The sequence below is a fragment of the Psychromonas sp. MME2 genome (assembly GCF_040566515.1).
Lineage (GTDB): Bacteria > Pseudomonadota > Gammaproteobacteria > Enterobacterales > Psychromonadaceae > Psychromonas.
This window is the reverse complement of sequence record NZ_JBEWXI010000010.1, coordinates 86,934-110,777: the sequence shown is the minus strand read 5'-3', so window position 1 is coordinate 110,777 and position 23,844 is coordinate 86,934. Positions and strand designations below refer to the sequence as shown.

The following is a 23,844-nucleotide window of genomic DNA, read 5'->3' as shown; positions in this document are numbered from 1 at the left end:
AAAAGATAACAGAAAGGTTACGGCCTGTACTACACGACGCTAACGTGGTTGAAAATCCTATTTGTCTTTTAACCACCAACTTGAATCAGGATCTTCTGTTCCCTCAGAAAGGGTAGGATTTTTTAATATAAATATTTTTCTGTTATGCAATGCAGCCTGCTCAATAATAGCCGCATGATGCTTTAAAAAAAGCGCTTTAAAAGTTCCATCTTGAAGCGCAAGATTCAAGCCTCGCTCAATTCTGTCGGCAAGCTTCAGATTAGATTTATTAACAAAAAAATAGACGGGATAAGGATAGTAAAGAGCAATGTAGGGATCAACGGTAAGTGCTGGGAATCTCTTCTCTCTCTGAGATATTTCATGCCACGCTTCATTGACTCCTCTTGGGAAATAATCAAACCTTTTAGCATCCAACATGCTAAATAAATTTTCATATTCAGTGGTTCCGACTGTAGGTATGTTGTTAATTCTGAGAATATCCATATCAGCCCATTGATTACCAAAGCCCGCTTTATATTCTGCTATTAACTGATCAATTGATTCAATTTTAGCAAAATCAGGTAAACTCTGTTTTCTAATTATAGATATTCGATAACCGAGCAACCCCCTGAGAATCGGAATTTTAACAGCTAAAAATGTTGATTCTCTTTCTCGGTTTGTCGGCAAAAAAACTACATTTACTTTTTCCCCTTTAGCCAGAAAACGAAGGCCTCTGCTCTGTGGCATTTTTATGTCGAGAGGCGCAAGCGAATAAGGTCCGTCACTTTCTATTGTTTTATCCATGGCAAGTTTAAGCAGATTAATACGGTAGTCGTAACGCTCATCGGTTTGAAAATATTTTAAAGATAGCGGTTCAGAAAATACTATGGCGCTGAATAATGAGATTGTTATTAACAACAGAAATGTTTTTTTCACATTTACGCTTCCAGAGTTAATTTTTTACCCGCGATAACAGTAAAAAACATGTGCACCAATCTTATTTGACGACCTTATCAACAAACCTTTCACTTCACTATTAGATATCTTGATTACCTAAGACTCTCGATTAAAAAATGCATAAACTCTAGTATAAAAATACTCGTACAGATAACACGCAGAACCACTCCTTTCATTTTTATTAATAATCACACTATCTATTAATCATCTGCTAATCAAATGATTCTATAGTATTTTTGAAAAACTTTGATTTGTCGCAGATATAAATACGCTATCTATACCATCACTATCCTCTTATACCAGATTCATATAGACAAAATAAAAATGTTAAAGCGATTCGTTTCTGATTTGACAACATAGGCAATGATTCGCTCACGCCTATATTCACTATTTATGGATCGAGAACAGCAACAGTTATGGAGTAAATTAGCGTGGTAACTGGCACAGCAATAATCGCATTACTCTCTGCACCGTAATAACAAATCCTATAATTATCTATACATTAATATTCCAGCCTCTAATTGCAAGTGTCAGTTTTTTTTACACAGACGATTACCCACAACAACAAAAATAAAGTAAATCATTGATAAACAACGGCTTTATTATTTTGGCGTACTTTTTGCTTTTAAATGATTTTATATCAAAATTTTTATTTTAAGGAAGTAAACGTGAAAGGTATCACTAAAATAGTTATGCTCGCATCAGCATTTGCAATCAATACCGTACAAGCAAAACCAGTTACCATCAACTATACCGTAGACAATACCATGCTACATTTAGGTCTTTGTGCCAATACGGGATGTACTGACCTAACAAACCCTACTAATTTTTCTACCTTATTTTCCACAGGAGCAAACGTAAGTAACTGGCAAAATGCAGATTCATTTACGCTTGATTTAGCACCAGGAACCTATGAGTTTGGTTTTGTTGTTAATAATTTTGGTATCGGTAGTACAGGTAATCCAGCAGGTTTACTCGCGGAAATTTTATGGGATGGCAATATCAACGTCTCTTCAAGTGCTTGGGATGTTACAACGAATGGTGTTGATTTCGTTTCTGCTACTGAGTGGGCACGCAATGGAACCGGTATTTGGGGTAATAAACTTTTAGGTGAAATAAGCTCCGATGCAAAATGGTTATGGACTGAAAATAACTTCAGTGATAAAACAGAGAACATTGCAGCATTTAGAACATCAATTACCGTTCCTGCGCCAGCTACGTTAGGTATTCTTGGTCTAGGTCTGTTCGGTTTAGGTTTGTTACGTAAACGTAGCGCATAAAATCGCAGTAATGGCAGATAAAAATCCCGATATAGTCGGGATTTTTTATTTAACTTCACTAATAAAAATAAGCCATTAATTGAGCTAATACTTTTTGAAAATGTAACATTGTCTAAACTAACGAACGAGGACATCCATATCTTTGAGTAACGAACGAGGACATCCATATCTTTTCATTTATAAAAATATAATAGCCATTCTTTTTAAAAATAATCTTAATCAGCGCTTTGCTGTATTTAAATACTTAAATTCCCACACTTGATACTCAATTCAATCTGTTTAATCAAATTTTATTAAAATCAACGCACACCCCCCCCTTAACGCAGTGTTAATAGTTAATAAAAAATAAATGATGGGGAGTTAATGCAGCATACAACTTAGTTTGTTTTGCCCAGATACCCAACATCGGCCTGTATGCTCGGCAAATAATGTCAGCTCTTCAAGTGAGCCCACTGCACCATGGTAATCTTTACCAAAACTCACGGCTAAGGCTAACCACGTGTCACTCTCTAAACCAAGGGTACTTAATAAGCTTGGCAGTTGGCTCGAAATCACGCCGCGCTTATCCTCTCGAATCGCTCGCCCAGTCCAATCAACAAGCTCTAAATAATCGAGCAAGGCATAGGGAATACCTTCGTGGGGCGCATCACATTCTGCCGCTACAAAACCAAATAAGGGTTTACTGTTATCATGGCAATGCAACGCTTCATCGTGACTACATTTACTGTGGATACGCTCAAATATGGACGTAAATTCCGATGTTTCCACACTCTCTGACATTTTTGCCCGCACGGGGTTTAAATCAACATAAGCCATACAAGTTAATAGTGCTTTTTCATCAAGCAATGCTTGCGACTTAAAGCGCCCTTCCCAAAAGCGTCCTTTACAGTTATCTTCGGCGTTCGCTTTGCGGGCAATAAATTCATTTAACGCACGCATGAACCAAGAGATATCAAGCAGGCGATGACGCCATTTGCTGATTATCTCAAGCGCCACCTCTATTTGACCTGCGCAAGTCAGCTCCCCTTTGCGCCATCGCGAAACTATTTCTGAGCCGGAATAAAGTTGATACCAACGTCGGCAAACTTCTTCATCGCTACAGGCGCTAATCTCGGCTTCATTAGCATGTAAAACAAGGTGATAGTGATTAGACATAATCGAATAAGCGCAAACATCAATGGCAAAGATATCACTTAATTGCCGAATACGATCGACCATCCATTGCCGGCGATGTGAATAGTTTTTACCGCTGTAATTATCTTCGCCACACAAAAATGCACGGCGAACACATCGAGAAATGCAATGATAATAAGGCGTGTCCACAAGAGAAATTAACGAAGCACGTGATTGTGTCATACCAAACTCCACAACTGTAAACAAAAACACTGTTTATATAGTAGGTACAATATTCAATTTAGTCAAAAAGATGTGGCTGTCCTGCATTATTTTTCTCTTTCCACTTCCTTTATGGCCTATGATAGTGACAAGCTCACTGTTTAGCGGTATTGCTAAATCCTCAAACCAAATTGAATCATTATCATTTTTACCTGTTCTCTTTATATTAAGCGTTTTAATATATTTAGTTTTATTTTCTCTTACTCTCTTAAGAACACTTGGCTCTTCACCGATGTAAAACCTGCTTTCTGGCTCGTTTAGGGCGTATTTTAGACCTGCGAATGAAGGTTCACCCTTAATCCATAATTTTTGTTTAATCGTGTATTTCTTTATGTTGTGATTATCAGAGCAGATAATCATAGGGATAGTTTTCCCAATATTTGGAAAAACAAATTTCCTATACCCTTCCTGATCCGCTTCCTTTCCAAGCTCATAAATATCAACTGCTTTAGCTATCTCTGTCTTCTGGGCAGTTCCGTGAGGAAGTGAATGTGTAATATTTTCAACAGAACCGCTCTTTTCACCAGCGTGAATTGTTACTATCCCACCCAAACTCTTTACTAATTTTATAGTATCAATTAAATCACAATAAACCTGATTCTCCCTGAGTCCTTCCGAATCAACTTTGTTAATATCTGTCTTGTGTTTAATCTGACCCCATACATGCTCTAAATTAGTGTTCTCAGAAAATATACCAATAAAATGAACAGGATCTTTTCCTCTAGCATCAGAGAGAAATTCAATGCCAGGCAAAACTGTAATACTCTCTTTTTCACCAAGTTCTTTCAATTCACGATATCTATCAATATCAATAACATGGTGGTCTGTAATCGCAAATACTGAAATTGAATTTCGCTTCATTTCCTGAATTATTTCAGCGTTGGAAATTGCCTTGTCTTTATAGTCATATGATGAAGGAGTATGAAAATGTAAATCCCATCTATTCCATTCTGAACCTTTGCTTTCCATCTTGCTTCCTTCAAATAATATAGATATTCAAACTACTACCGTAGTGACTTATCATATAACGCCCACTTAAGCGGACAAAAATTGTTGGCTATAATGTGTAGCGGAGCGAAACGTAGCCAACTGTTTTTGTTCCGTTTAAAGTGCTTGTTGAACGAAGCCGCTGTGCGGCAGAAAAACAAAATATGAACCAACACGCATACTTATATTTGCATCACTTTTCGGTGATGTCTAATAGGAGTATAAGCGATGAACACCTCAGAACAAAAACACTTTAACCTTTTATATCAACAACACTTGACCAACTTAGCATTACAGGGCATGAGACCTGCCACTATTGATGCTTATTCTCGTGCTGTGCGTAGGATAACTACTTTTTTTGACCGCACACCTGACACCCTCACTAAAGCTGATTTGAAATGCTACTTTGCGCAACTCATTCAAACTCACTCTTGGAGTACCATCAAATTAGACCGTAATGGGTTGCAGTTTTTCTACAAGCATACCCTTGAACGCCAGTGGGAATGGTTAAATATTGTCAAACCACCACAAGTAAAACGCATTCCTGATGTCATCACCAACAAGCAGGTTGGCATGTTAATTAGCGCGACGCGTGCTTTACGCTATCAGGTGTTTTTTCTTGTCCTGTACAGCATGGGATTACGGTTAGGTGAAGCCCTTCATTTAACCGTCAACGACATTGATAGCCAAACTATGCAAGTTCATATCCGTGAGGGAAAAGGCGGGAAAGATCGCTTAATCCCCCTTCCCAAACGAACCTTACAGGCTTTGCGCTGTTACTGGAATACACACCGTCACCCGGTCTTATTATTTCCTCGTTTTGGTCAAAACAAACATGTACCCATGGATAAAGGAAGCGTCCAAAAAGCCTTGAAGAAAGTAATGGCTGAGTTAGGGATTAAGAAAAATATAAGTCCACATTCACTGCGACATTGCTTTGCAACACACTTGTTAGAGCAAGGTATTGACCTACGCTCTCTGCAAATATTATTAGGCCATCATAGCCTCAATACCACAGCAAAATACACACAACTCACCACGCTTAAACAAAAAGACAATGTGGCAGCCCTTAACCAACTAACCGATAAATTACCGATTCAATGGGAGGCTTTATGAGCCAATTTATTGCATTACTTGAACGCTACCATGAGCAACTAGAGCAACAATATGGTGGATTATTAAATCAAGATATTCGCCGCGCCATTACCGATATGTTGCACTGTAAAAATGATACAACCCGCACCACACAATGGCACTGCGGACACTGTCAGCATGACCAACAACATCCCGCATCCTGTGGAAACCGAAGTTGCCCACAATGTTTGCATCAAACCACATCGAATTGGCTAGCCAAACAAACTAATAAATTACTACCTGTGCACTATTTTATGGTCACGTTTACCTTACCCTATCAATTTAGAGCCCTTGCTCATAAAAAACCGAAGGCGCTATATAAATTGATGTTTCAAGTAACATCAAACATATTAAAAGACTTTGCCTCACGACAGAATAAAGGTGACTTAGGTTTTACCAGCGTATTACACACACATAATCGTAAAAGAGAATGTCATCCTCATCTACATATCATCGTGCCCAGTGGAAGCTATGATGCAACGAACAAGCAGTGGCATAAAAATGATAAGAAATATCTCTTTAATGAATTGGCACTCGCCAAGGTATGGCGAGCAAGAGTGATTGATGCAATCAATCACCACCCCCGAGTTAGCTATGCCCAATGATATTGCTAAAAAATGGGTCGTTGATTGTCGCAAGGTCGGATTTGGTTTGTCATCATTCCAGTATTTATCTCGTTACCTGTACCGTGGCGTGTTACCCGATAAAGACATTATTAATGTCAGCGAAAAAACAGTGACCTTTAGATATAAAGAAGGAGGAACAGATATTATCAAAAAGCGAACATTACCCGTACTTAAATTCTTATGGTTAATCTTACAACATGTATTACCAAAAGGCCTGCAGCGCGTTCGTGATTACGGTTTCTTGAGAGGTAATGCTAAACAACTTCGCTTGCAAATCATGCTGATACTAGGGAGTCATTTAAGCACGGTGGCAATAACACCAAAACGAAAAAAAACCGTCTACATCTGCCCATGTTGTCAGCATGAAATGAGTTTTGTAGGTATAAAGCGACTGAGAAATTAGCGTGTTATCACGCGTGATCTTCTACGAAGAATTCATAACAGAAAGCGAATAAAAAGAGGTGTATTGGCATTCAACCAAAAAAGATAACAGATTGATATAATTGAACTATCAATTGTATATTAGCGAAACTCGCCTAAAGAAAAGTGACAAATTAAATTTAGCCTTCAGCAAAATCCACTATTTACTATAAAGAGAAGCAATTCCCGATCGGGCTTGTTCAACACCCGAATAAGGTGTCGGCTGCGCAACACCTATTCTTGTTTGTTAGCATGCTTTAAATATTGCTGCTTATACACAATATTTACTTCTCTCGTTTTTAGAAAAACCAGCTATTAAAGCAAGCTTGTTTCTCATGCTTCTTCTAATTCATTATCTTTGGTGCAATCAACTACCTCTGTAATTAATAGATATGCCTGATTGAAAATAAATACAAATTCATCATTATTTTCACCAGCAATAATAAAGCATTCGTTAAAGATATTTTCAACATTACGATTGCAGGCTAAATCGCCAAAGACATTGGCACCATGAATTTCTCTATATTTCGTCAACATAACTTTAATTAAATGCGGACTTCCCCACTTAACAAATACAATTTTATGTGTGATATTTAATAAACTTCCATGTTTTTTAAAATATTCCCCTTTGTAAGGAATACACCATATTCATATATATCTTCACCGTTAAATGGGAGTTTTAATTGGATGCCTTCGGTTGTTTTTTTAACACTTTTTATCATTTTTAAAACGGCATTATTTCCTTTCCCCGCCATTTTAGCCAGTTTACTAACAGCTATGTCTCCATTCTCATTTGGAGAGTTTATTCTTGAAATTAGTCCAAAAAGTTCATCTATTCTGCTTTTTTTAGTATTGCATTTACGGCACACATGGAAATCACCTTGAGCATTTGTTCTTGTCTTACTAACAGCTATTTGTGGAATCATATGCTCAACAGATCGACCATCATCGGCATTCTGTGATTTTTTTATTTTGATTCCACAATAAACACAGTTTTGACTTTTTATCATATATTACAACTAAATAATGGATGAGGGGACATTGCATGCTAACGCTGCAATAAACGGCGCGTAGGTTGGCGCTGTTTTTGCTGTTTTTTGTTTTTAGCAAAAATCGCGACAGCCGTTATGCGTCCGATTTAATTGCCTTGTTAATTTTTAGCGACTTGTTTGCTGTTCGCCTACAATACACTTAATGCTTGATTTTGTTGTAACTTGAAACAAAAAACGTTTATTTAAAACAGTTTTAATTCAACGAAGTAGCCCAACTGCCAACAACAAAACTTAAATCATAAAATTGGAAAATAAGGAGAATTAAGCAAACCCGTTTAGCACAAACTCAACCGAAATATTGCCCCACTTCCAACTACGATTCAGAAACCCAATTAGCAAACTCACTCAGATTGGATCGTGTAAAACACCAAACCAACCCATTTACAATTTCTACATTTCATAATGCGGAGCGAAATTTAACGCTGCAATAAACGGCGCGTAGGTTGGCGCTATTTTTGCTGCTTTTGTTTTTAGCAAAAATCGCGACAGCCGTTATGCGTCCGATTTAATTGCCTTGTTAATTTTTAGCGACTTGTTTGCTCTTAGCCTACAAGACAATTAATGCTTGATTTTGTTGTAACTTGAAACAAAAAACGTTGATTTAAAAAAGATTTAAATCAACGAAGTAGCCCAACTGCCAACAACAAAACGTAAATCATAAAATTGGAAAACAAGGTGAATTAAGCAAGCCCGTTTAGCACAAACTCAACTTCAATATTGCCCCTTTTCCAACTACGATTCAGAAACCCAATTAGCAAACTCGCTCAGGATTGGATCGTGTAAAACACCAAACCAACCCATTTACAATTTCTACATTTCATAATGCGGAGCGAAATTTAACGCCCCTAAACAGTGGCGAGTTTACAGTCCAATGCCCGCAGCGGAACACTGTTTTTAGCGGGCATGAACTGCTTTGGTTTGTTAGAGGCTAAACATAGCCGAAAATTCTATAAGGGGCATATAGAAGTCAAACTTCAACTTATCCCGAACACTCATATCGCGAAGATAGAGATTATTATTTTTTACTAAGGCAGCGTTATTACCACAAATAGGTAATTGAAAACCGGACTCCCAAGCCGTTAGCGCCACTATATATTCACTGCTCATTTTCATGTTTGAAGGCGATATAACTGTTAATTGCATTGGGACTGACTTGGCAGTGATAACCTTAGGTAAATCGCTACCTTTATAAACAGTCAAAACTTCAAAGTCCACTTCAAATGGACTACCCGTTCTAATTACTTTTACATGTATCAAAGTGTTATTTGAAGAAATAACTTCTTCAAAATTTGAGATCCCTAAACACGAACCTGAAAATACTTTAGAAGAAACAAGTAATAAAAATAGGATAGACAGATATTTCAAGTTTGATTGCCTCTAACGCCTCGTTAAGCGGATAAAAATGGTTGGTTAAAATCGCGTAGCGATAACCAACTGTTTTTATTCCGTTTAAACGACTTGTTATGTTTTGGTTGGCTCTACACACTTGAACTCAAGCGTAGCACTAGCTGATTTTGCAAAGCCTGAATCGCGTAATTCAAGGTTAATAGTTTCAACTTCTTTGTCTTGTTTTTGACAGAAAATATTAGCCTCTTTGTAAGCCTCAACTTTTTCTTCTGCGGCATTCACAAAACCTACCTTTGCACTTTTAACAGATACCATATATTTATTCTTTTCCATTTTGATAACGCCAGTATTGCTACAAGCACTCAAAAAAAGAACAAAAGGTATCAGTATAATTAATCTCACAAATACTCCTTAAAAACATAACAGCTTTATAAATGGCATGATGTAATGCACCGCGCCACTTATCTTATTTAAAATAATCATCACATTATCTATTAATCATCATGTAATCAATCAGTTCGCTAACTATTTGTAAAAACTTTGATTTGAGATAGGTATGACACTGCCACCTATCACCTTTTTGAAATCATGCCCTAACCAACTAATTTATAAAGCAAATTAGAATGTTAACAAATATAACCTGCACGGTGACGTAAAACTCAACGCCACCTATCTCATTTTTGAAAACCATAAAAAACAGGAAAATCACCATTAAATTCAATTGGTTAAGCCTGATTTATAACATAACACCTTCTGAGATAGGTATGACACTGCCACCTATCACCTTTTTGAAATCATGCCCTAAACCACTAATTTATAATGCAAATTAGAATGTTAACAAATATAACCTGCACGGTGACGTAAAACTCAACGCCACCTATCTCATTTTTGAAAACCATAAAAAACAGGAAAATAACCATTAAATTCAATTGGTTAAGCCTGATTTATAATCATAACACCTTCTGAGATAGGTATGACACTGGCACCTATCACCTTTTTGAAATCATGCCCTAACCCACTAATTTATATAGCAAATTAGAATGTTAACAAATATAACCTGCACGGTGAGGTAAAACTCTGCGCCACCTATCTCATTTTTGAAAACGCTAAAAAATAGCAAAATGACCATTAAATTCAATTGGTTAAGCCTGATTTGTAACATAACACCTTCTGAGATAGGTATGACACTGCCACCTATCACCTTTTTGAAATCATGTCCTAACCAACTAATTTATAAAGCAAATTAGAATGTTAACAAATATAACCTGCACGGTGACGCAAAACTCTGCGCCACCTATCTCATTTTTGTGCAACAAACGCGGACATCCATCCCGTTAATTTGTATGGATCCTGAGGAGCTCTAACCGTTGCCCTTGAAATAATTGTCGTACAAGTAAAATTAATCCCACCCTTTTACTCAAAAAATCCGTATTCATTGGCTGTTTTTTTTACAAATTGCAGATACAAAAAAAGCTTGCCTCTGCCTACCCCGAAGGTTAAACAAACAACAAGCTATTGAGTTTATTTTAAATAAAACCTAGAACGGCATTTTAAAGCCAGGTGGTAATTCCATCCCCCCCGTTAAGCCACTCATTTTACTTTTACTCATTTCCTCAACACGACGCACTGCATCATTCATTGCTGCTGCGATAAGATCTTCTAACATCTCTTTATCGTCTTCCATTAAACTTGCATCGATATCGACTTTACGCACATTGTGATTACCAAGTAATGTGATTTTTACAAGCCCGGCTCCCGACTCACCCGTTACTTCGGTATTCGCTATATCTGCCTGTGCTTTTTGCATATTTGCTTGCATCTCTTGCGCTTTTTTCATTAAATCGCCCATGCCTGCTTTATTAAACATATTATCTCTCTTTTAGTCTTGCTGTAAAAAAATTTAATTATAACGGTATAATACTATTTTCATAGATTTTTGCCGCATACTCTTTTTGCAATATTTTAACTAATTTATCTTCCTTAATCGCCTGTTTGGCTGCATCAAGATACTGTTGAAACAATGCAAATTCATACTCAATGGGTGTCATCGCCCCAGCAACATCCCCCACTTCGATATACATGGTCCGATCATTCCCATAGTGGGCTTTTAAACTCTCTTGTAGTTGCTCACATAATGTATGGTCATTCAGTAAATGTTGCTGTTCTGCTTTCAAGGTGAGTATCATTTTTTTATCCACTTGCTGCATGACACTATTTTTAGCTAAGAGTTTAACTAACCCCAGTAATTGCATTTGCTGAATGGCAAGAGACCATGAATCACTTATCTTATCCTCAACATATTTTGCAATATCAATCGTAGGCGTTTCGATTAACTGTTCACAGAGGAGCACTTCTTCATGCTCTGTATTGCTCTGGATTGCCGCAAGCGGTTGCTCTCCATGATGGTTATTTGTAAACGCGTCGTGACTGTTCAAATCTGAACCGTTATCATTTTCCAGTGGCGATGGTAAATCAGCCTCATTAGAAGTCCCAACACGCATCTCATCGGATAAGTAACTATCAATAGGTGGAAGTTCCTCTTCGGGCATCTCAGATGAGCTAAGCGCATTTTCAGCAAGCGTTTGTTGAACGACTGGGGCCGGCGCTTTTTCCTGATTTTTTTCTGTTTCCGGCAGGTTAACCTGAGGGAAACTATCCTGCGGTTGAGCGACAACGTCTGCGATAATCGGACTATTCGTTGCCGCCTGTGACTTTTTTGCTTCTTCTCGCTTTTGTCGATGACTACGTAACATATTACGCGAATGCGTTACTTGCTGAACAGATTGTTGCTCATACGGCTCTTCTACTACATTATTTTCAGGCAGATTGTGATGCGTTGCATCTGGCAAAGCATCCTCAGCAAGCGACGCATCGGCAGCGCGTGCTGTTTCATTGGATGGTGATTCGGCTAATGCCGTGTCCGCTGGCAATGAAGCTTCGCTCTGTTCAGATTGATGAATAGCTATTTCATCGGATACCGGGGCGAACGTGGTTGTTTTGGGTTCAGGGGTCTTCGCTAATACTGCGCTGTCTAATTGAGTTTCATCGACGGCAATATAATTTGCAGGTTTAAAAGCTAATAAACGCATCACTGTCATTTCTAATGCAATTTTACCATTAGGGGCATAGGGATAATCTTTATAACCCTGCAGTGCAATTTGATAATAAAGTTGCACCTCCTCTGGACTTAAACGCTCCGCTAATAATTGCATCGCCGTTTTGTTACTATCATGTTTTTTCCCTTGCATCTGTAATAGTGCAAGCTGATGGCATAATCCAGCGAGTTCCTGATGCAATTTCGCAAAATCTGCCCCTAAATGGACAAACTCTTCAATTTTCTGAAACACTTTTTGCGTATTGCCTGAAACAATGAAATGCAATAAATAAACTAAGTGGGCATTATCAATGGTACCGAGCATCTTTAACACCGATTGATACTCTATATTACCTGCACCAAAAGCCAGTGCTTGATCCGTTAAACTTAAGGCATCACGCATACTGCCATCGGCAGCTTTAGCAATAACGGTAATAGCAGCATGCTCATAGACAGCTTGCTCCTGTTGCAAAATAAAATTGAGCTGTTTTTCAATCTCATCGGGCAGGAGCGCTTTTAAATGAAATTGTAAACAGCGAGACAACACCGTTATGGGTAATTTTTGTGGGTCGGTCGTCGCTAACAAAAACTTAACGTACTCAGGGGGCTCTTCTAATGTCTTCAATAACGCATTGAAACTATGTTTAGACAACATATGTACTTCATCAATTAAATAGACTTTATAGCGCCCTTGAGCTGGTTTATATTGAACGTTATCGAGTAATTCGCGTGTATCATCAACTTTAGTACGCGAGGCCGCATCAATCTCAAGCAGATCAACAAAACGCCCCTGATCAATCGCTTGGCAATTGACGCACTGTCCACAGGGCGTCGCTGTCACGCCCTGCTCACAGTTCAAACTTTTCGACAATATGCGGGCAATGGTTGTTTTACCGACGCCTCGCGTGCCGCTAAACAGGTATGCATGATGCACCCTATTTCTTGCTAAGCCATTCGACAGCGCGGTTAACACATGAGATTGCCCAATCACCTCTTGGAAATTTCGTGGCCGCCATTTTCGTGCTAATACTTGATAACTCACTAAATTACTCGCCTTCAAATTCAATTAAAGAAAAATGTGCAACACCTAATTCAGCGAGTTTTTTCCCGCCCTGTAGAGCTGGTAATTCAATAACAAAAGCGGATTCCACCACCTCTCCACCTGAGCGTTGAATTAATTTAACAGACGCTGCGGCTGTCCCACCCGTCGCTAATAAATCATCCACTAATAAAACTTTTTCACCGGGTTTTATGGCATCGTGATGAACATGCAAGGTATCTGTTCCATACTCAAGTTGGTAACTTTCTTCAATTGTTTCACGGGGTAATTTACCCGGTTTACGCACAGGCACAAAACCAACACCTATCGCAGCAGCCAATGGTGCACCAAAGATAAAACCACGCGCCTCAGTACCTACTATTTTATCTATATGCATATTTTTATAGCGCTCTACGAATAGTTTAATGGTTGCTGAAAATGCCTCTCCATTTTCGATTAAACTGGTCACATCACGAAACATAACACCAGGAATGGGGTAATCAGGAATGGTTTTAATACTCTTTTTTATAAGCTGTTGGGTACTGGAAGTCATTGATAATTACTCTTTAATAAATATTATGGCTAAGATTAATTAGTTGTCAGCCGTTGTGCAAGCGCTTGGCTCAACTATTGAAAATAACATTATAATTAACGCTAATACTACACCAAATTCTCCCGTTATACTCATGATACTTCAAGATCCAAAGTCAGCAACAAGAAGCGTGCCGAGTTGCGAGGCATAAAATAGGAGTCTAACTATTTTATAACAAAACAGCTGGGGGCTATTTGGCCTCCTCTGTTGGGGCTAGATTCCTGACTAAACCGCTAAGTTTAGGTGTGTATAGAACAATTAATAAAAAAATGGCCATTATTCCGATACCAACTTTCTCTAATTTCTATATTATGTGCAAAAAATGGTGGGGTGATTATGAGAATTATATTAGCACCGATGGAAGGTGTCGCAGATGCATCAATGCGCAGACTATTAACAAATCAAGGCGGTTTTGATTTATGTATTAGTGAATTTATACGTATTGTCGATATGAAACTACCAAAACGCGTTTTTTATCGCATCTGCCCAGAGCTCGATAATGATTGCCAGACAGAATCAGGTACACCAGTACGAATTCAGTTACTTGGTCAAGAGCCTAACTGGATGGCGGAAAACGCTGATAGAGCCATTCGTTTAGGCTCTCACGGCATAGACATCAATTTTGGTTGCCCATCTCGCACCGTCAACAAAAACAAAGGTGGCGCATCTTTACTACGTGAACCTGAAACTATTTACCAAATAGTTAAAAAAGTAAGGGAAACGGTGCCTGCTTACCAAACTGTTTCAGCAAAAATGCGCTTAGGTTGGGATTGTAAATCGCAATGTGTGGAGATAGCTCAGGCCATTGAAGCGGCTGGCGCAAATGAATTAACTGTCCACGCCAGAACAAAGGAGGAAGGCTATAAGCCCCCTGCTCATTGGCAATATATTAAGTTAATCAAAGACTCAACTAACTTAAACATTATTGCTAATGGAGAGGTCTGGAATAAGGATGATTATCTACGTTGCCAAGCAATCAGTGGTTGTGATGATATTATGATTGGTCGTGGTGCAGTTACCATTCCTAATCTTGCTCAGCATATTAAAGGTGCGGCGATAATGCCTTGGGCTGATGTTAAACAATTGATGATTGATTACGGTGGTTTCGAGACAATCGGCGATAGAGAGAAGTATTTTCCACAGCGCTTAAAGCAATGGTTTAAATATATTACTAAACAATATCCTGAATCTCATGCGTTATTCAATCAAATTCGTAGCATAAAAGATACAGAGCTAATCATGGAAGCGCTAACACAATAGAGTTAAGTGCAGTTAGATTTATCTATTCACAGCAACGCATTGATTTTTAGCCCCTTTGATATCGCTAAAATGGCAAAACAACCTAATTGGCAAGTAAAAAGAGATTAGCAACGATATCCCACAAAAAATATCCGTGTAACCTCTCTTTATAGGAAATAATTGATATATTGAATATCCTGAATCATTTATGATCTATCTTAGTTTTTTATGGTTGTATTTTTTTAGGAGCAGTATGTCTCTACCTGTTTTAATTTGTGACGATTCGGCAATGGCACGCAAAGCAATTGCACGTTCACTACCCAAAGATTGGGATATCGATATAAGCTTTGCTGAAAATGGTGCGTTAGGTCTTGATGCCATTAGACAGGGAAAAGGCGATCTTGTTTTCCTTGATTTAAATATGCCTGTCATGGATGGCTACCAAGTTTTACAAACGATCCATAGCGAAGATTTACCTGCATTAGTGATCGTCATTTCTGGTGATATTCAGCCGCAAGCGCATAAAAAAGTCCGTGAATTAGGTGCCCTTGATTTTATAAAAAAACCCATTGAAGAAAAGGTTTTAATCAATTTATTGGATACCTACGGAATCTATAAAGCGAATGCGAGTCATGCCGTAAAAGATGAAGTTAAGGCTGAAATAAAAGGTGACCTACAAAACATAAAGCAAGACAATCTGGCATTACGCGATGCATTGCAAGAGGTCTCTAATATTGCCATGGGTCGTGCGGGGGATTTACTTGCCCGTCTACTCGATGTGTTTGTTTTATTACCGATCCCCTATGTCAATATGATTGAAACCAGTGAATTACAAATGGCATTCACCTCGATTGCCCATGACGATAATGTTTCTGCCGTTTCACAAGGATTTATCAGTTCAGGAATCAGTGGTGAAGCAATCATTATTTTTCATGATTCAAGCTTTACTGATATGGCAAAATTACTACGCCACCAAGATATTTTGGCGGAAAATATTAATATTGAGGTAATGAATGACATATCAAATATACTGATAGGTGCGTTTTTAAATGGGTTAGCTGAACAGCTCGACATTAATTTTAACCAAGGTCAACCAAACGTTCTCGGCCAGCATTGTCGCGTTGATGATTTGATTAAAGATAGAAAAAACCATTGGCAAAAAACACTGACCATTGAAGTTAACTATGGCATTGAAAACTACAATATTAAATGCGATTTGTTGCTTTTATTTACGGAAGACTCTATTGAAACATTAACTAACAAAATAGGATACCTGTTAAAAGAATGAGTAATATTAACCTAAAGGATATCCATTGGCTGTTCGATATGATTCAAAATATTGATGTCGGCCTCGTTGTGATCGACCTTGATATGAAAGTAAAAGTGTGGAATGGTTTTATGGAAAATCATTCTGGCTTGCTAACCGCGCATATTGTAGACAAAAAACTGAATGAATTATTTACTGATATTCCCAAAGAGTGGCTACAGCAAAAAATAAATAGCGTCTGCTTATTAAAAAACAAGGCTTTCACCACTTGGGAACAACGACCTTTTCTTTTTAAATTTAAAAGTTATCGGCCAATTACCAGCAGTGCCGAATTTATGTATCAAAACATTACATTTTTGCCTTTAACTGACATTAGCCAAAATGTGACGCAAATATGTATGATTATTTATGATGTAACGGATATCGCACTTAATAAAATGGCATTTCAAGATGCCAATCAAAAGTTAGAGCATTTAAGTCATACCGATTCATTAACACAGTTACATAATCAAGGTTTTTGGCGCGAACGGTGCCACCAAGAATTTAAACGCCATACACGTACTCAGCAACCTTCTAGTCTGATCATGTTTGACATTGACCATTTCAAGAAAGTAAATGATACCTATGGACACCCCTTTGGTGACGAAGTGATTAGAGAGGTGGCGAATAGTTTACGAAAAAATATGCGGGATACTGACATCGCAGGCCGTTATGGTGGTGAGGAATTTACCCTAATTCTTGTTGATACCGATCTAAATGGTGCGACGTTGGTTGCAGAACGTATCAGGCAATCTATCGAGGCCATTGAGTTCGTTTATGAAGGCACACCAGTAAAAGTTACTGCGAGTTTTGGCGTTGCCCACATCACAGGTAACACCCCTAATTATCATAGCTGGATAAAAACGGCCGATTTAGGTCTATACATTGCTAAAAATTCTGGCCGTAATCAAATCGGCATCACAGACCATTAACAATAAACTCTTATCAACAATAAAAAAGGCTTGTTTATTACAAGCCTTTTTTATCTTTTTAAGCCATCTGAAATATCAGAAAATGGCTACCACATTATAATATGGTTTTAGAATAACGACGAATCAACAATAAGGGTAATGCGAAAATCCACATCCAAAAACTTGCCGCGCCAGAACGTTTATTCGGTGTTTCAAGATCCTGTAACAATTCAGAATCCCAACAATTCGGGCTATCATTAGGCGTCATCTCTGCAGTAGCGATTAATTTAAAGGCAACTTGGGTAGCATTGACTTTATTTCGATAATCATCTGCACTCTGATATTTATAACCTTCCGCTAAAATGATGCCATCATTATTAATAACGCGAGCACTACGAATTCGTACAAATGGAGAAGTTACCACCCCATCGCTTTCAGTACAGAGCAAATCATTAATAAACCAGCTTTCGCCGCTATTGTTATCATATAAAAATGCACTTTGAGTACGAGGAATGCCATTTCTAACAGGCGCCACTTGATCATAATCATCGGCTTCGCCAACAATAAGTCCATGCTCATTAATATCATAAGCCAAGCTATTTGCACCACGTTTTTCACCGCTGTTGCCAGCTAAGCGCTGCTTCGTACTTAATACTTTTTTATCTAAAAGCGGCACTTTAATGGAAGCGCTATTGATGTCATAAACAAAAAATTCCGTTGGTAAATTTACCGATTTCGAAGAGTCGTATTCACGATTACCAATCACGATATTATTATCAGTAATAGCTTGCGCCCAGCTGTTATACAACATATTTTGAGCATGTTCATTACCATCATCGAGGTCATCATAAACTCGTTTCATCTCAACCGGTTTGCCATAAATGCCCTCACCATCAGGTGTCATTATAATCGCCCGGCCGCGTCCACCTTCACTATTATTGTTTCTTCTAAAAGTAGACATACCAACAGCAATACCTGAACTATTGATATCTAATGCGCTGGCACTGTATGTGTTACGTTTATTTTCATTGCTGTTATTGTCATCTAACCAGTGAGTCGCTAGTGCATAACCGGACAGTTCAGTCTCACTATCAAGCGCGTTAGTTACATCCCATGCCCATGCCTGAGTATCGAAACCAGGGCAATAAACTAAATCATTTAAAGAGTATCTATTATCATTTTGATCACTGAAATAACAATCGTTAAAATAATCGTCATTATTACGGGGGTAAGAGACACTAGCGGCACCAACAACAAGTGTTTTACTCTCTCCGTTTGCGTAGGTTACATCCTGCACTTTATAGGCACTACTAAAACCGCCATTGGTCATAAAATTTGGCAGTAATTGAATAGCCTGTGAAAAATTTTCTTTGATAAAAGCACGGCGAACAAATTCACGTTCATTGTCAATATAGGGTGCAGAAGCATAGCCAACCACATAATCAATACCATCTTGCACCGTTAATGAATTACTGACATCCGTCACACTAACATCACTACTACTATCGCTAAGCGCGTAGGGTATTTGTATTTGATCGCTACCATTTAATAGAGTGTTAGCCATAAAATAACTACTATAGCCATCTAAAGCAGCATTCGCCATCGCATTTCGCCATGCTTGATAAGCATTTTGATAACTTGCCTGCCCTGCAGTTTCTGAGCCATAGAACTGTAACTTACAAACGATCGTGTCCCATTGACACTCACGATTAAAGGTGAAAGGTAAACCGATATCGATATTACTCACTAAATTCGCTTTCAATGAGTTAAAGGCGATAAGCTCCATCCTCGGTCATTGCCGACGGGAATGGCCCATATTTAGCCCCATCCGCACTAACATTAAGTTCTTCAAATGTATAATAAGGCTGTTGATTCGCCCAACTATTACCTGCTAATAAGAAAACAGCAGTCGCCAAGGTAACTTTATATTTCATCTATCAATTTTCCCCATTTTGTAATTCTTCTAGCTCTTCCCAACGCATAAATGCGATTTCTAGTTGTTCTTCTGTTTTAGCAAGTTCGGCTAGGAATTGGTCTGCTTCATTTCTATTTTTAGTAAAAAATTCAGGTGCATTAATACTTTCTTGTAGCGTTGCAACTTTCGCTTCGAGCTCCTCTAACTGACGAGGTAAAGCATCTAATTCAAGTTGCAGTTTATAAGATAGCTTCTTCTTTTTAAGTTGTTTATCTACTTGCTTTGCGGTATTAGCTGGCACTTTCTCTTTTTTTGCTATACCAACAGGCTTCTGATTACTTGTACTCTGAATCTCTGTGGCGTACAGCATCACCATAACCACCTACATACTGTTCAATATGTCCGTTTCCGTCAAAGAACCAAGTATTAGTTACGGTATTATCGACAAAACTACGGTCATGACTAACTAATAGTAGAGTGCCTTGATAATTTGCCAATAGTTCTTCGAGTAATTCCAAGGTTTCGACATCAAGAAATCATGGTTGGTTCATCTAGAATCAACAAGTTATTAGGTTTTAGGAAAATTTTAGCCAATAATAAACGATTTTTTTCACCGCCAGAGAGCGCTTTTACGGGCGTACGAGCACGCACAGGATGGAATAAAAAGTCTTGTAAATAGCCTAATGCATGGCGTTTAACACCATTCACTTCAACCTCTTGCTTACCTTCCGCAAGATTATCCATCACCGATTTTTCGGGATCCAAGGTATCACGGTATTGATCAAAATAAGCCACTTCCAGTTTTGTACCACATTTTAGGGTGCCTGAATCTGGTTGTAATTGCTGTAAAAGTAATTTCAATAAGGTACTTTTACCGCAACCGTTGCGACCAACTAAAGCGATTTTATCACCACGCATGATAGTACATGAAAAGTCGCGTACGATGGATAAATCATCGTAGCTGTAAGCCACATTTTCAGCTTCGAAAATAATTTTTCCTGAGCGGCTTGCAACATCAATATTGATTTTAGCTTTACCGACCACATTCTGTGTTCAGAACGTTCGTTGCGTAATGCTTTTAAAGCACGTACCCGCCCTTCATTACGGGTACGACGGGCTTTAATGCCTTGACGAATCCACTTTTCTTCAATAGCAAGTTTGCGATCAAATTCAGAGTTTTGCTCCTCTTCAACGCGTAACGCTTCTTCCTTAGCCACTAAGTATTCATCATAACCACCAGGCCATGAACTTAACTGACCTCGATCGATATCAACAATACGTGTTGCTAAGCGACGAATAAATTCACGGTCATGACTTATGAAAACAATTGAACCTTGAAAGCTCATTAAAAATTGCTCTAACCATTCAATAGTCCCCACATCCAAGTGATTGGTTGGTTCATCAAGTAATAATAAATCAGGATCATTGACCAGCGCTTTTGCTAAGGCCACTTTACGTAACCAACCACCTGACAATTGATCTAATGATGTATCGGGATCGATCGCCAAACGATCTAAAATTTGATTGATTTTACTGTCTAACTGCCACGCATCGAGCTGATCTATTTGCTCTTGTAATTTTTGTAATTTATTTAACTCTTTCTCACTACAATCTTCAGAAATAACATGTAATTGATGGTGATATGCCTTTAATATTTCCCCGGCATTTTCCATGCCTGAAGCAACAAAGTCATAGGCACTCATGGTATTCGCCGTCGGAGGATCCTGCTCTAAACGCGCAACTTTAACATCGTTATTAATCAGTAAGCTGCCATCATCTAATTGAATACGGCCATCCAATACTTTTAATAATGTTGATTTACCTGCACCGTTACGACCTACCAAACAAACGCGTTCGTTAGCTTCAATAACTAGATTAGATTTATTTAATAATGGGTTATCACCAAAGGCGAGTTCTGCATTGTGTAAAGTTAATAATGCCACTTAAGGTCTCTTTTTATTAGGTTTCAATTTTTATTAGATTCAATGTGTAGAAAATCGTTTAATAGCTTTAAATCAAATGGCCAGTACAAACTATTTCCACGCTCATCTTCCAGCACTGGAATGAAATAACCGTATCGATCCACTAACGCTTGAGAGTGGATGATATCGATTTTTGTATAAGGGGTATTTGCTTGTTGCAATATTCTGACGGCATCATCACACAAATGACAACCATCCGTAAAATATAACAGCAATGGCGCGCCATTAGTCATGCTTTGTTAAAATCCAACATTGATGAATTTTACTATTACGTTTAAAGTCTTCGGGAATCGAAGCCTGAGAAACGTCCTTAATCGCAAATCCTAATGCTTTAATTGCTTCTGCATCTAATTTAAATCCACGTTTATTATTAGAAAATATAATTTCCCCACGCGGGTTTAAACGGTCACTAGCAGAAGTAAGTAATGCAACATGGTCTTCTTGCACGTCAAACACATCACTCATTCGTTTAGAATTGGAGAACGTGGGAGGATCAATAAAGATAAGGTCGAACATCTCATGGGCGTGTTGTAACCATTTGATACAATCTTGCTGAATGAATTGATGTTTTCCTTTAATACCATTTTCGGCAAAGTTATCTTCCCCCCAAGCTAAATAGGTTTTTGACATATCGACACTCGTAGTCGATTTGGCACCACCTAGCGCGGCATGGACAGAAGCCGTTGCGGTGTAACAAAATAGATTAAGGAAATCTTTCCCCTTCGCCATTTGTGCTATACGCAAACGCGTTGGGCGGTGATCTAAAAAGAGCCCCGTATCGAGATAATCTTGTAAGTTAACAATTAACTTTGCAGCACCTTCTTGTACCACTAAAGATTGTTTTTTACTCGCCAATTTTTCATATTGCTGACGTCCTTTTTGACGTTCACGCACTTTGATAACGAGTTTATCATCGGAAAGATCCAACATATAACGTACAGTAGAGACGATATCTAAGAAGCGACGACGTACTTTCCCTGCATCAATCTCCTTAGGTGCGCGGTATTCTTGGATAATAATATAATCATCATAACGGTCAATAGCGACATTATATTCAGGCAAATCAGCATCATACAGACGATAACATTGAACATTTTCCCGTCGAGCCCATTTTTCTAATTTTTTCATGTTTTTAGTCAAACGATTGGCGAAGGCTTCTGAATATATTGCGGGTTTAATCTGTTTCGCTTCTTTAAAAACTATCGCTGATTCACTTTCATCTTGAGCGACAAGTGGATCACCGCCACGCCCCATTGTCCAAGGGTTTATCGGTTGTGATTCAGTGCTAACATCAGGTATCTGCGGTGCGATATCACGTTTGGGAGAAATACGATAATTTTTAAGGACACATTCTATTGGGCCATTAAAAAATTTAAAACTTTTACCTGCACGCATCCCTAAACAGCTAAGCAGCTCGGTATCCACGGCAAACATGGATAAATTCCAACCGGCAAAGGCATCTTTGAAATGGTGACCTAACTCCGTATAAAGCGTAATCGTATCGCTAAATCCACCTAAGCGCTCTCCATAAGGGGGGTTAGTCACAATAATACCGGTTTCTAACTCCTCGGGAGGTAATACTTTTTTAGCATCCTTAACGGAGAACTCAATAACCTCAAGAACCCCTGCTCTTTGCGCATTTTTTCGCGCAATTTCAATCATATCTCGACTTAAATCAGAGGCGTAAAAACGTGTTTCACATTTATTAACAGCGCGTTTTGCATACACTTGTGCTGACGTTTTTAGTGTTTGCCAAGAGTCGTTGTCATGTTTTTTCCAGTTTTCAAAACCAAAGCGGGTACGTAGTGTACCTGGTGCAATGTTAAGAGCCATCATTGCTGCTTCGATGACAATGGTGCCGGAACCACACATAGGATCAAGCAACGCTTCCCCTGCCAGCCACTGCGTTTTAAAATCCCTGCAGCAAGCGTTTCACGCATTGGCGCTTCTCCTGCGATAGTGCGATAGCCTCGCAAATGCAAGGGTGAGCCAGATAGATCTAAATAAATTGTTGCTTTATCCTTCCACAAGCGGCCATTGAAACGAATATCCGCATCGCGCTTTTCAACATTTGGGCGATCATCGAATTTTTTACGAAAACGGTCAACGATTGCATCTTTAATTTTTAATGCACCAAATTGAGTATTACGGATGTCATCGTTGCTTCCAGAGAAATCAATAGAGAATGTGTTGCTAACATCAAAATGGTCTTCCCAGGGGATGTTGCTACAACCTAAATATAGGTCAAGGGAATTTAATACTTTGAATTCACTCAATTTTAATAGTACTCGCGAAGCAAAACGAGACCATAAACAAACTTGATACCCTTGCTCTAAGGTGCCATCGAAGGCCACACCACCATTCATCTGTTTGCAATTTTCAATACCCATCTCTTTCAGCTCAACTTCAAGCAGTGGGGCTAAACCTTTAGCGGTGGGGATAAAGTAACTTAACATAATGACTCTCGCGCAATAAATGGGGGGAATGAAACAGCCCGTATTATACCCAAACGCCACGAGAATGCGAGCATCGGCAATGAGTAAAAATAGAACCCAATAACCGGCTATTTTACCCCCATTGAAATTATCT

The 23,844-nt window shown here is 38.5% G+C and carries 17 protein-coding genes and 4 pseudogenes; 6 read left to right on the top strand and 15 right to left on the bottom strand.

From position 1 onward, the window contains the following. Window positions 1–57 precede the first annotated feature (57 nt). Entirely contained in the window at window positions 58–915 is an 858-nt protein-coding gene (locus AB1A03_RS09005; RefSeq protein ID WP_354624339.1) for a transporter substrate-binding domain-containing protein, read from the bottom strand. A gap of 689 nt (window positions 916–1,604) precedes the next feature. On the opposite strand from AB1A03_RS09005, the gene AB1A03_RS09000 reads away from it, so the two are divergent. Beyond that, a complete protein-coding gene (locus AB1A03_RS09000; RefSeq protein ID WP_354624338.1) occupies window positions 1,605–2,216 on the top strand; it encodes a PEP-CTERM sorting domain-containing protein in 612 nt (203 codons plus the stop codon). 360 nt (window positions 2,217–2,576) lie between these two features. Here the strand turns inward: AB1A03_RS09000 and AB1A03_RS08995 are convergent, their stop codons facing one another. Continuing rightward, window positions 2,577–3,572 carry a hypothetical protein gene (locus AB1A03_RS08995; protein ID WP_354624337.1) on the bottom strand — a complete coding sequence of 332 codons (996 nt, stop codon included), beginning with the start codon at window positions 3,570–3,572 and terminating at the stop codon, window positions 2,577–2,579. Window positions 3,573–3,668: 96 nt separating this feature from the next. After that, a pseudogene (locus AB1A03_RS08990) lies at window positions 3,669–4,580 on the bottom strand (PHP domain-containing protein); the annotation flags it as partial. Between the two features lie 246 nt (window positions 4,581–4,826). On the opposite strand from AB1A03_RS08990, the gene AB1A03_RS08985 reads away from it, so the two are divergent. Then, a complete protein-coding gene (locus tag AB1A03_RS08985; protein ID WP_354624336.1) occupies window positions 4,827–5,714 on the top strand; it encodes a tyrosine-type recombinase/integrase in 888 nt (295 codons plus the stop codon). Continuing rightward, window positions 5,711–6,761: pseudogene (locus tag AB1A03_RS17350) on the top strand (IS91 family transposase). The gene AB1A03_RS08985 and the pseudogene AB1A03_RS17350 overlap by 4 nt, the downstream one beginning before the upstream one ends. A gap of 350 nt (window positions 6,762–7,111) precedes the next feature. Here AB1A03_RS17350 and AB1A03_RS08970 read toward each other — a convergent pair. The 7 genes from AB1A03_RS08970 to apt form a co-directional block, all read right to left on the bottom strand. Next, window positions 7,112–7,315, bottom strand: a complete 204-nt coding sequence (locus tag AB1A03_RS08970) for a hypothetical protein (protein ID WP_354624333.1) — start codon at window positions 7,313–7,315, stop codon at window positions 7,112–7,114. A gap of 56 nt (window positions 7,316–7,371) precedes the next feature. Then, a complete protein-coding gene (locus AB1A03_RS08965; RefSeq protein WP_354624331.1) occupies window positions 7,372–7,788 on the bottom strand; it encodes a hypothetical protein in 417 nt (138 codons plus the stop codon). Between the two features lie 963 nt (window positions 7,789–8,751). Beyond that, the gene (locus AB1A03_RS08960) at window positions 8,752–9,195 is read right to left on the bottom strand and encodes a hypothetical protein (protein WP_354624329.1); all 444 of its coding nucleotides are present in this window, start codon (window positions 9,193–9,195) and stop codon (window positions 8,752–8,754) included. Between the two features lie 96 nt (window positions 9,196–9,291). After that, window positions 9,292–9,579, bottom strand: coding sequence for a hypothetical protein (locus AB1A03_RS08955; RefSeq protein ID WP_354624328.1), 288 nt, complete (start codon window positions 9,577–9,579; stop codon window positions 9,292–9,294). 1,135 nt (window positions 9,580–10,714) lie between these two features. After that, the gene (locus AB1A03_RS08950; protein ID WP_354624327.1) at window positions 10,715–11,044 is read right to left on the bottom strand and encodes a YbaB/EbfC family nucleoid-associated protein; all 330 of its coding nucleotides are present in this window, start codon (window positions 11,042–11,044) and stop codon (window positions 10,715–10,717) included. Between the two features lie 37 nt (window positions 11,045–11,081). Then, window positions 11,082–13,313 (bottom strand): DNA polymerase III subunit gamma/tau, encoded by a 2,232-nt coding sequence (gene dnaX / locus AB1A03_RS08945; protein WP_354624326.1) that lies wholly within the window; start codon window positions 13,311–13,313, stop codon window positions 11,082–11,084. Between the two features lie 4 nt (window positions 13,314–13,317). After that, on the bottom strand, window positions 13,318–13,863 hold the full coding sequence (gene apt / locus AB1A03_RS08940; RefSeq protein WP_354624324.1) for an adenine phosphoribosyltransferase: 546 nt from the start codon (window positions 13,861–13,863) through the stop codon (window positions 13,318–13,320). Window positions 13,864–14,238: 375 nt separating this feature from the next. Between apt and AB1A03_RS08935 the strand changes: the two genes are divergently transcribed. From AB1A03_RS08935 to AB1A03_RS08925, 3 genes are all read left to right on the top strand, one after another. Further along, window positions 14,239–15,162, top strand: coding sequence for a tRNA-dihydrouridine synthase (locus AB1A03_RS08935; protein WP_354624323.1), 924 nt, complete (start codon window positions 14,239–14,241; stop codon window positions 15,160–15,162). A gap of 232 nt (window positions 15,163–15,394) precedes the next feature. Continuing rightward, the gene (locus AB1A03_RS08930; protein ID WP_354624322.1) at window positions 15,395–16,429 is read left to right on the top strand and encodes a response regulator; all 1,035 of its coding nucleotides are present in this window, start codon (window positions 15,395–15,397) and stop codon (window positions 16,427–16,429) included. Next, on the top strand, window positions 16,426–17,379 hold the full coding sequence (locus AB1A03_RS08925; protein WP_354624321.1) for a sensor domain-containing diguanylate cyclase: 954 nt from the start codon (window positions 16,426–16,428) through the stop codon (window positions 17,377–17,379). Before AB1A03_RS08930 ends, AB1A03_RS08925 begins: the two co-directional genes overlap by 4 nt. Before the next feature lie 94 nt (window positions 17,380–17,473). On the opposite strand, the gene AB1A03_RS08920 is transcribed toward AB1A03_RS08925, so the two are convergent. The 5 genes and pseudogenes from AB1A03_RS08920 to rlmKL all read right to left on the bottom strand — a co-directional run bounded on the left by AB1A03_RS08920 (window position 17,474) and on the right by rlmKL (window position 23,645). Next, window positions 17,474–19,105: a DUF3466 family protein gene (locus AB1A03_RS08920; protein WP_354624320.1), complete on the bottom strand. Its 1,632-nt coding sequence runs from the start codon at window positions 19,103–19,105 to the stop codon at window positions 17,474–17,476. Between the two features lie 19 nt (window positions 19,106–19,124). After that, window positions 19,125–19,292, bottom strand: a complete 168-nt coding sequence (locus AB1A03_RS08915; protein WP_354624319.1) for a hypothetical protein — start codon at window positions 19,290–19,292, stop codon at window positions 19,125–19,127. Between the two features lie 3 nt (window positions 19,293–19,295). Then, window positions 19,296–21,216: pseudogene (gene uup, locus AB1A03_RS08910) on the bottom strand (ATP-binding cassette ATPase Uup). A 23-nt stretch (window positions 21,217–21,239) separates the two neighbouring features. Beyond that, the gene (locus AB1A03_RS08905; protein WP_354624318.1) at window positions 21,240–21,488 is read right to left on the bottom strand and encodes a glutaredoxin family protein; all 249 of its coding nucleotides are present in this window, start codon (window positions 21,486–21,488) and stop codon (window positions 21,240–21,242) included. Continuing rightward, window positions 21,481–23,645: pseudogene (gene rlmKL / locus AB1A03_RS08900) on the bottom strand (bifunctional 23S rRNA (guanine(2069)-N(7))-methyltransferase RlmK/23S rRNA (guanine(2445)-N(2))-methyltransferase RlmL). The gene AB1A03_RS08905 and the pseudogene rlmKL overlap by 8 nt, the downstream one beginning before the upstream one ends. Window positions 23,646–23,844: the final 199 nt, after the last annotated feature.

Coding starts and splice junctions, on each gene's coding strand:
- AB1A03_RS08995 (WP_354624337.1), bottom strand. CDS start 3,572: ATGACACAATCACGTGCTTCGTTAATTTCTCTTGTGGACACGCCTTAT.
- AB1A03_RS08985 (WP_354624336.1), top strand. CDS start 4,827: ATGAACACCTCAGAACAAAAACACTTTAACCTTTTATATCAACAACAC.
- AB1A03_RS08970 (WP_354624333.1), bottom strand. CDS start 7,315: ATGTTGACGAAATATAGAGAAATTCATGGTGCCAATGTCTTTGGCGAT.
- AB1A03_RS08965 (WP_354624331.1), bottom strand. CDS start 7,788: ATGATAAAAAGTCAAAACTGTGTTTATTGTGGAATCAAAATAAAAAAA.
- AB1A03_RS08950 (WP_354624327.1), bottom strand. CDS start 11,044: ATGTTTAATAAAGCAGGCATGGGCGATTTAATGAAAAAAGCGCAAGAG.
- apt (WP_354624324.1), bottom strand. CDS start 13,863: ATGACTTCCAGTACCCAACAGCTTATAAAAAAGAGTATTAAAACCATT.
- AB1A03_RS08935 (WP_354624323.1), top strand. CDS start 14,239: ATGAGAATTATATTAGCACCGATGGAAGGTGTCGCAGATGCATCAATG.
- AB1A03_RS08930 (WP_354624322.1), top strand. CDS start 15,395: ATGTCTCTACCTGTTTTAATTTGTGACGATTCGGCAATGGCACGCAAA.
- AB1A03_RS08925 (WP_354624321.1), top strand. CDS start 16,426: ATGAGTAATATTAACCTAAAGGATATCCATTGGCTGTTCGATATGATT.
- AB1A03_RS08915 (WP_354624319.1), bottom strand. CDS start 19,292: ATGAAATATAAAGTTACCTTGGCGACTGCTGTTTTCTTATTAGCAGGT.
- AB1A03_RS08905 (WP_354624318.1), bottom strand. CDS start 21,488: ATGACTAATGGCGCGCCATTGCTGTTATATTTTACGGATGGTTGTCAT.